A 9,594-nucleotide genomic window follows, 5' to 3' on the forward strand; every position below is an offset into this window, starting at 1 on the left:
ACTACTCGTTCTTTGTCAACGTCTGGCTCACGCATAAACTGTTTGCGGCCGTTGGCGAGCATATCTAAATGCACATTTACGAGCGGACGGAAGCGGCCACGTAATACCAAGGCGTGTTTGCGGAAAAGTACTTCCGAAGGCTGCAAGTTTTTGCCATCAGCACCGAAAAGAGCAATATCTGAGAAACCGTACTTCACTAAATGCAAGCTCATTAAACGATTATCAACATGCTTGAAGTCAGGTCCTTCGAATCGAATCATATCAATTTGGATGCGGTCTTTGGCCAAATCATCCATTAATGATAGCAGGAGAATTTCGGGGTCTTGGTTATAAAAATAGCACCCATACATAAGATTTACACCCAATACTCCAAGGGCTTGCTGTTGGAGGATGCTATCGTTATCGAGCATTTTTACGTGCAAGATAATATCGTTGTATTGGCCGTGTGGTGTAAGCTGAAATCTTACGCCCATCCAGCCGTGGGCATCATTATTTTTATGATAATTGAGAGCCGCAACGGTGTCTGAGAAGGCAAAAAAAGTTGAATCATTGCCACGTTTTTCGCCCAAACGCTCAATCAGAAGTCCATATTCGTGGTCGAGCATACTCATGAGTCGAGGCTCGCACACGTATCGACTATTTTCCATCACGCCATAAATAGCATCGGAAAAGGTCATATCATAGGCCGAAATAGTTTTCGCAATTGTTTTTGAAGCACCGCCCGCCTTGAAGAAGTTGGCGGCTACATCTTGTCCAGCACCGATTTCAGCAAAGCTACCATAGATTTGCTTATTCATGTTGATACGCAGTGCTTTTTGCTTAGTTCCGAGGTTTTTTTCGTGTATGATTTCCACTGTTGTACTATTTAATTAATTGCTGATTAGGTAGATACGTACTTTTTAACGCTCAATTTTTACCCAAAATTAAGCCAAAATGTTTGAAAATGCGTTAGTTTTTTAAAATGTTTGAATGAAATGAGAAAAAATTACAAAAGTGCAATTTTTACTTTTATAGATGCAATTCTGTATTAAACTTAACAAAATCATAATCTATTAGAGTAATTTCAGCAATGGGATGATGGTAATTTTGAAATTCCTGAAAATTTACTAACTCACTATGAAAAGCCTAATCTTCAAACTATTGCTCTTGGTACTTCCGAGTGTTGTATTTGCACAGTCGAAAACTGTTTTTCCGAAAGTATCTAATAAATTTATTGTTATTGCTCACCGAGGCTTTCATACTGATGCTCCCGAAAATACTTTAGAATCGCTCCGAAAAGCCATCGAGCTGGGCGTTGATTATGTAGAAGTTGATATCAGAACGACGCTCGAAGGCGTGCCAGTAGTGATGCACGACGCAAACCTCGAACGAACAACCGATGGCAAAGGTAAAGTTTCGGCTACGTCAACACTTGATTTCAGGAAACTGAAAATCAAAGGAACGGAGATTGCTCCACCTACTTTTTCGTCGTTTCTGATGGAAGCGAAAGGAAAGATAAATCTGTATTTAGATATTAAAGAGGCCGACCCTGAGAAGATTGTGGCTTTGCTTGATAAATACCAAATGCGTGAGCGAGTGGTGGTTTATTGTTCGCCTCAACAGATTTTTCAATGGAAAAAAATCGCCCCATCGATTCCTGTAATTACGAGTCCATCGTCAAATATAAAGACTCCTTTCGAGTTTGAGGCTTTTGTCTTGAGCTTTCCTGCATCGGTTTTAGATGGAACTATCAAAACCTATTCACCAGAAATTATTCAAAAACTTACCGAAATTAATATCCCAATTTGGCTCGATACCCTGGGCGATGATGATACTCCACAAGGTTGGGAAACGGCTATCGGATTTAATATCAATGCTTTACAAACCGATAAACCCAAAGAACTGCTTGAGTATTTATCGAAGAGAAACCTTAGGTAGAAGTACTCGCTTTTTGCAATCATAATTAACTCGTAACATTGACTTAACAATTAGTTAACATTGGATTCAGACCTTTGCAGTCGAAAATCAAATACACCAATATAGGTTATGAACTCCAAATTTAAGTTTACGCTTACCTCTCTACTATTATTTATTTCTCTCATTTCTCTTGCCCAAACGGGCGTTATCCGTGGAACTGTTAAAGATGCTGCAACTGACGAAGACATTATCGGTGCAACGGTCAGAATCGACGGAACAACCATGGGAGCTGCTACCGACGTAAATGGATTTTTCTCAATTTCGAAAGTACCAGTTGGAAAGAAAAAAGTATTGATTACCTACGTTTCATATAAAGTAAAAGAAGTAGAAGTTACGGTAGAAGCCGATAAAGTTCTTGAAATAAATACCGCCCTTGAAGAAGACAAGGTGGTTTTGCAAGAAGTAAAAGTAACAGCCAGCCGCCTGACAAATACAGAAGTTTCGTTGATTTCTGAAATCAAGGCTTCGCAAATGGTTGTGAATGGTATTTCGGCTCAACAAATCGGTAAAACCCTTGACCGTGATGCGGCTCAGGTTGTAAAGCGTGTACCGGGTATTACGATTGTGGGCGAGCGTTTCATCAATATTCGTGGCTTAAATCAACGCTATAATAATGTAATGCTTCACAATGCTTTTACGCCAAGTATGGAAACCGACGTAAAATCATTCTCATTTGATATTATTCCAAGTTCACAAATCGACCGTTTGTTGATTTACAAAAGTCCTTCGGCCGAACTACCTGGCGAATTTGCGGGTGGTTTAGTGAAAATCTTCACAAAGAATATTCCAGACAAAAACTCATTGGTGCTTGACTATGGTACTTCGGTGCGTCAGGGAACAACTTTTGGTGATTTCTACCAACCAAATCAAGGTAAAAATTATTGGACAGGCTTCAATAACGGCTACTACGATTTACCACAGTTTTTTCCGTCGAATATCAATGTATTTTTGAATAATCCTGCTCAATTAGAAGCTACGGGTCGTTCGTTAAGAAACGAATGGACTACTAACCGCACAACTGCCACTCCTGACCAACGTTTCGGTTTGACAGGAAACTATAAATTTAATATCGGTAGAATCAAAGTTGGAAACGTAACAGCCTTGAATTATTCGGATAGCCGCACCAATTTCTTGATTGACCGCAATGACTTCAATGCGAATATCAACAATACACAATCACCGATTTATTTCTTCAAAGACAGTCAATATAGCCGAAACATCAGAGTTGGTTTGATTCATAACTGGGCGTTTCGTTTCAATGATAATCACTCAGTTGAGTTGAAAAATTTGTTCAATCAAATGAGCAACTCGAACTTCACACAACGTAGTGGTCGTGCAATTGAAGCAAATTATAATCCTGATAATCAATCGTTTAATCAAGTTTATCGTGGAATTTACACAGGTCAAATCACGGGTAAACACTCTTTCTTGAAAGGCAAAACCGTGATTGATTGGGTAGCTGGCTACAATCGCTCGAATCGTGAGCAACCAGATTATCGTCGTTATCGCTCAGATGTTGATTTGACAAATAATTCAAAAACAATCTATGTTCCAATCGGTACTGCACAGGCGTTTTATTTAGGTCGTTGGTTCTCAGAAATGAACGAAACCAGCTATACAGGAGCCGTAAATCTTACGCAAAAAATAGCGTTATCGAAAGCAGAAAATACTGAAATGGAAGTAAAAGCTGGTTTATTCTACGAAAGTAAAGACCGCTCATTTAACGGACGTAACATAGGTTATGTGCGTGGAAATAACTTCAGCAACGAACTGTTCACTGGTTCAGTAACGAATCTCTTCAATAATATTAATAGCACAACGGGTATCAGAATTGACGAACAAACTAACCCGAACGATTCATATACAGCAGGAAACCGATTGTTGGCTTATTATGCCAATGCCAATATTCCGTTGAGTAAAAAATTGAATATCATTGCTGGTGCAAGGGTTGAAGATAATACACAAAGTTTACAAAGTGCATTCTTAGGTGGAGCAAAAGTAAACGTGAAAAACCCAGTAACGAGTGTATTGCCTTCAGCGAATTTATCTTACAATTTCTCAGAAAAAATGCTTGTGAGAGCCGCTTACGGACAAACAATCAATCGTCCAGAGTTTCGTGAGTTAGCTCCGTTTTCGTTCTATGATTTCGACTTCAACGTAGTTTATGAAGGTTACACAGGCTTGAAAATTTCAACTGTAAATAACTTTGATGTGCGTTGGGAATTGTATCCAACTCCTTCGGAAATTGTGAGTATTGCAGCTTTCTACAAGAATTTTAGAAATCCGATTGAGTTAGAAGTTGAAGCAGGAAGTGGCTCGTTAGGTGCAAAAACTTTCATCTACCAAAATGCTCAAAATGCTAAAAGTGCAGGTTTAGAGTTGGAAGTTCGCAAAGGTTTAGCAAGTTTGACGGCTTCACCAGTGTTAGAAAAAATGAGTTTATTATTTAACGCTGCCTTGATTTACAGCAAAGTACAATTGCGTGAAGGTGCCGAAGGACAATCGAACAACCGTCCGCTACAAGGTCAGTCGCCTTATATCTTGAATGTTGGTTTAAATTATAACAACACCGACAAAGATTTCCAAGTAAACTTACTCTATAACGTAATCGGAAAAAGAATTTTTGCAATTGGCTTTGAAGGCTACCCAGACCTTTACGAAATGCCAAGAAATGTAGTTGACCTTACGTTCTCGAAAGGAATCAAAGACCGTTGGACAATTAAAGGCGGTGTGACCGATATTTTCAACCAAGCAGCTTTGATTTTACAAGATGGTAATCAAGATGGAAAATTCGACCGTAAAACCGACGAAGTAATGCAAAGCTACAAACCAGGTAGTTTAGTAACGCTTGGTTTCAGTTATACGCTTTCAAGAAAGTAATACTTAACAAAGAAATACAAAAAATTAGTAAACCAAACTCCAAAAACAAATGATTAAGTTTCAAAAGTATTTTCGATTATTAGCATCGGCTACTTTGCTTTTTTCTACGGCGGCTTTCGTTAGCTCATGCCAAGAAGAAGAAGTGATTCCACCAGCACCAATCGTTTCGGCTGGAACTGAGGCTTCTGGAATTCCAGGTGCAAAAGTAAACGTTACGGCTTCTATTTCGGCTCCGGGTGGCTTGAAAACCGTAACAGTTTTGAAAAATGGTGTGGCTTTCGACACAAAAACGTATGCTGATGGCGTAACAGCTGATAATTATACGAAAGAATATACAGTTGAAAATTTGGCGGCTGGTGCAAGTGTAAACTTCACAATTATTGCCACTGATGCAAAAAATCAAGCATCTGCTCCAACTACGTTTACAGTAAAAGTAGCGGCAATTCCTCCAAAAGAAATCGTTACGGTAAGAGGGGTTTTGACAGGAAATATTACTTGGACAAAAAACAAAATTTATAAACTCGTAGGTTTTGTACGTGTAGGTGGCGATACAACTGACGTAACACCAGCAGGTGTTGCAGTGGGTACGCTTACGATAGAGCCAGGTACAGTAATCATCGGTGACCGTGCTTCAAAAGGTACTTTGATTATCCAACGTGGTAGCAAAATTATCGCAGAAGGTACTGCTGCTGAGCCGATTGTATTTACATCTGAAAGAGCAGTTGGCGAAAGAGAGCCAGGCGATTGGGGTGGTTTAGTAATCTGCGGAAAAGCAAAAAACAACTTACCAAATGGCGTTGGACAATTGGAAGGAAGTTATAAAGGATGGCACGGTGGTGCTGACGATGCCGATAATTCAGGTAGTTTGAAGTATGTACGCGTTGAGTACGCTGGTGTGCCAATCAACCCTAACCAAGAAGTAAACTCATTTACGTTTGGTTCGGTAGGTAGCGGTACAAAAATGGAATATTTAATGGCAACTTTCGGCCTTGACGACTCTTTCGAGTGGTTTGGTGGTACTGCAAATGCTAAATACTTGATTGCTTACAAAGGCTTAGATGATGATTTTGATGTTGATAATGGTTTCCGTGGAAACGTACAATTTGGTATCGGTATTCGTGGAGCAACCCAAGCTGACCAATCGGGTTCAAATGGTTTCGAGGTTGATAATGATGGTCAAGGAAATCCAAGAGAGCCATATACTTCGGGTACATTCTCTAACTTCACTTTGATTGGTGCGAAAGGTTCGGCGGCTACTTCAATCAGTCCATTGTTCCAAAATGCGTTCCATTTAAGAAGAAACAACAAAGTGAAGATTCACAATACATTCGCTACTGGTTATCCAAATGGTGTGTACATCGACGGTGCAACAACTTCAGCCAATGCTCTAAATGGTGAATTAGTGTTGAACAATGTAGTATTGGCTGGTGTAGATGGTTGGGGAACAAACGGTTTCGGACAAGGTTTTGCTTCTGAACCACGTGGTTTTGCAGTGCGTGACGTAAACACCGCAACAACTCCAGCTGCTTTGGCAATCGGTACACAATTACCATCGGTTTGGTTCTTAGCTCAAAAAGGCAATAAGGTTGTGCCAAATTACGTAAACACCGGTATCAGTGCATCGTTATTCCAAGTTGGTCGTCCATCGTTTGCTATCGCTGCGGGTGCTTCTGCTTCAATCGCAACGGGTGGTTCAACAACTGGTCTTGGTTCGTTCTTCACTGCTGCTGATTACATCGGTGCATTCGGAACAACCGACTGGACAGCTACTTGGGCTGAATTTAGCCCGCAGTCAGTGGTTTATATTAAGTAATGAATTACGGAAGACTTCACTCAAAGTGAAGCCTTCCGTAAACTTCTAAGTAATAAAAATAAAAAGTTCTCTGTTTCGGCAGAGAACTTTTATCACCAATATGAAAAAAGTAGTTTTAGTCTCATTGCTTGCGGCAGTGTTGTTTTCTTGCCAATCAAATAAGTATGATGTATCGAATTATTTTTCTGATAATCAACGAGATACACTGCTTACGAATATCATTACCTACGTTTTTACGAAAGCTCCGAATGCCACCAACGAAACTCGATTCGATGCTCAGTACAGACAATTTTATGTGAAAAATCTTCCGAATTTTCGCATCGAAAAATATTATCAAACGCCCGATGGCTGGAATTATTTTTTCATGATTCGTCCAGTTGGGAATAGTCCAAAATACAAAAGAGGGGTTCTTGGGAAGTTCAGATTAAAGAAAGCGACCGCCGATACGGATTCACTTATGCCCGAAGCCTTTGAAGAAGTAGCGAACACTCCACACTTAGAAGAAAAAATATTGATAGAAAGAGGCAGTTTCCTTTTTCAAGAATTAATAAAAAAAGGAAACCTCGACAACTATTTAGCCATGAAACATTACATAGAGTGGCCAGATGCCACGCTGGTTTACGATAAGAAATTAAATGAGTGGGTGGGAAGGTAGTCCACGGTCGATAGTCTGTAGTCCACGGTCATTAAATAAGTAGAATTTAAAATTGTCGTCCATCGTGCGGAACGCCGCCCGCTAAAAAGATATTTGCGAAAGCAAAAAGATTATCAGCTTATGGCTGAGACTTGAATCAACTACTTCGGTAGTTCAATTGATTCATATTGGTGTTAAAATCAGAAAAGTCAGGGGCTTTGCCTCTGACTTTTTCTTTTGTATCGTAGCACAAGTCTCCGGCTTGTGTCCTTTCAACTTGAGCAATTTAGAAATTGGCCGGCCGACGCCGTCGCTCTACATTACTCAGCCTGATTTGCTAAAACCTCGGCCAATGGCTTAAAATTGCCACTTTTCAAGATTTTATCTTCTGGTTTTTCGTACGGAATAATTTCCAAGATATTTGTGATATTTATATCTGTAATTTGGTAATCTTCTACAGTTCCGAGTCTCTCCGAGATTAACTGATACGCCAACAATGGATTATCGGCATTGATGAGCATCGTAAAAGGTGTACGTTTTTCTTTTTGGGCTTTTTCATCGAAACTAATAAAGTTTACCTTTACTTTATACCATGTTTCTGAGCCTTCTTCCACAAAAAATACTTCATGGATTTTCATTCTCGAAAGACCAAATAACTGAAAATCAGGCGTATTTGATGCAACTGTATCATAAATGCGTGCTTCGGCATCGGTGTATGATACGGCATCAACTAAATATACTTCAGTGATTTTGATTGTTCTATCTTTTTCATCTACCTTTTGGTAGCGAATCTTTCCTTGATACCAACTCGACATCTGTAACGTTTTTTTAGTAAGCAAAAAATTTAACGCAACAAAGGTAAGGGCATTCGGGCAGATTAGAAAACCTAATTATCCACGACTTTTGCACCAAAAACTAACCTAATCATAATACTTACGTAATTCTGAGTTTATATTTGATTTAGATTTTTATGGTTGATTTAAGCCATAAATAATCGTGAAAAAACTACTTAGGAAATCGGAAGCATTACTTACTATTTGGTGTATCGTTGCTGCTTTTGGTACTTATTTTTGTATGTATGCTTTCCGAAAGCCATTCACAACGGGGCTTTACGAAAACTACGAGCTGTGGGGTGTGGGCTATAAAACGATATTGATAATTTCGCAGGTTTTTGGCTACATGCTTTCAAAAATTATCGGAATCAAGGTCATTGCCGAATTAAAATCAAAAAAACGTATTGTGTTGATTATCAGCTTGATAGTGTTTGCCGAAATCGCATTGGTTGCTTTTGGGTTTGTGCCGTTTCCGTATAATTTTGTTTTTTTATTTCTGAATGGTTTGCCGCTCGGCATGGTTTGGGGCGTGATTTTTAGCTTTCTCGAAGGCCGAAAACTGACGGAGTTTTTGGCTCTTGGACTCAGCCTAAATTTAGTAATGACTTCAGGAGTTTTGAAAACTATCTATTTATTTCTACAAGAAACCTATCATATTTCGGAGTTTCATCTGCCGTTTGCCATCGGGCTTTTCTTTCTGCCCCTCTTTTTGTTTTTTGTCTGGATGCTGGCACAGATTCCGCCACCAAACGATGAAGATTTAGCTCTGAGAAGTGAGCGAGTTGCTATGAAAAAAGCTGATAAACAATTGATAATAAGAGAATTTGGTTTCGGACTTTTGTGTTTTATCGGGGTTTATTTACTCTTGGCTTCGATGCGTGATTTTCGAGATAATTTTGCGGTTGAAGTATGGCGAGAAATCGACCCACAATTCAATAAAACTATTTTTTCGGAGATAGAAACAACTATTGGAGTGGTAGTAGTAACACTGATTGCACTCAATGCTTTTATCAAAAATAATTTTCAATCATATCTCACATTTTCGGGTATGATGCTTGTGGCGGTTTTGCTTTGTGGAGGAAGTACATGGGCTTTTCAGACAGCACTCATTACGCCCAAAACTTGGATGTTGAGCCTCGGAATTGGCTTGTTTTTGCCTTATTTATTGATTCAAACTGTAGTTTTCGAACGCCTAATCGCACTTTTTAAAGCCCGTGGAAATGTGGGCTTTTTGGTCTATATCTGCGACTCGGTTGGCTATCTCGGCAGTGTAGTTTTATTGATTTACCGCGAGTTTTTCTTGAAAAAAATATCCTTTCTCAATATACTAATGACATTCAGCTATGTTATTTCGTTTGTTTGTTTTATTCTGCTCTTAGTACAGCTTTTTTACTTCTCGAATAAATATCTGAAGGGGAAATTATGGTGGAAAGTTTCGCCCACAAAAGAATCAGAATATAATCCGATTGGGTGAAAAT

At 39.2% G+C, this 9,594-nt stretch carries 6 protein-coding genes and 1 pseudogene; 5 read left to right on the forward strand and 2 right to left on the reverse strand.

Annotated elements, in window-relative coordinates; translation table 11 throughout:
• Window positions 1-845: pseudogene (locus ACOVO2_RS06085) on the reverse strand (TonB-dependent receptor); the annotation flags it as partial.
• A 271-nt stretch (window positions 846-1,116) separates the two neighbouring features.
• On the opposite strand from ACOVO2_RS06085, the gene ACOVO2_RS06090 reads away from it, so the two are divergent.
• From ACOVO2_RS06090 to ACOVO2_RS06105, 4 genes are all read left to right on the forward strand, one after another.
• Window positions 1,117-1,917 (forward strand): glycerophosphodiester phosphodiesterase family protein, encoded by an 801-nt coding sequence (locus ACOVO2_RS06090; RefSeq protein WP_421769110.1) that lies wholly within the window; start codon window positions 1,117-1,119, stop codon window positions 1,915-1,917.
• A 108-nt stretch (window positions 1,918-2,025) separates the two neighbouring features.
• On the forward strand, window positions 2,026-4,836 hold the full coding sequence (locus ACOVO2_RS06095; protein WP_421769111.1) for a TonB-dependent receptor domain-containing protein: 2,811 nt from the start codon (window positions 2,026-2,028) through the stop codon (window positions 4,834-4,836).
• Window positions 4,837-4,885: 49 nt separating this feature from the next.
• The gene (locus ACOVO2_RS06100; protein ID WP_421769112.1) at window positions 4,886-6,649 is read left to right on the forward strand and encodes an Ig-like domain repeat protein; all 1,764 of its coding nucleotides are present in this window, start codon (window positions 4,886-4,888) and stop codon (window positions 6,647-6,649) included.
• 100 nt (window positions 6,650-6,749) lie between these two features.
• Window positions 6,750-7,304, forward strand: a complete 555-nt coding sequence (locus ACOVO2_RS06105) for a hypothetical protein (RefSeq protein ID WP_421769113.1) — start codon at window positions 6,750-6,752, stop codon at window positions 7,302-7,304.
• Between the two features lie 299 nt (window positions 7,305-7,603).
• Here ACOVO2_RS06105 and ACOVO2_RS06110 read toward each other — a convergent pair whose 3' ends face one another.
• The gene (locus tag ACOVO2_RS06110; protein WP_421769114.1) at window positions 7,604-8,098 is read right to left on the reverse strand and encodes a DUF4494 domain-containing protein; all 495 of its coding nucleotides are present in this window, start codon (window positions 8,096-8,098) and stop codon (window positions 7,604-7,606) included.
• A 181-nt stretch (window positions 8,099-8,279) separates the two neighbouring features.
• On the opposite strand from ACOVO2_RS06110, the gene ACOVO2_RS06115 reads away from it, so the two are divergent.
• Window positions 8,280-9,590, forward strand: a complete 1,311-nt coding sequence (locus ACOVO2_RS06115; RefSeq protein ID WP_421769115.1) for a DUF5690 family protein — start codon at window positions 8,280-8,282, stop codon at window positions 9,588-9,590.
• The last annotated feature ends 4 nt before the right edge of the window (window positions 9,591-9,594 follow it).

The sequence above is a fragment of the Emticicia sp. genome (assembly GCF_049241225.1).
Classification (GTDB): Bacteria; Bacteroidota; Bacteroidia; order Cytophagales; family Spirosomataceae; genus Emticicia.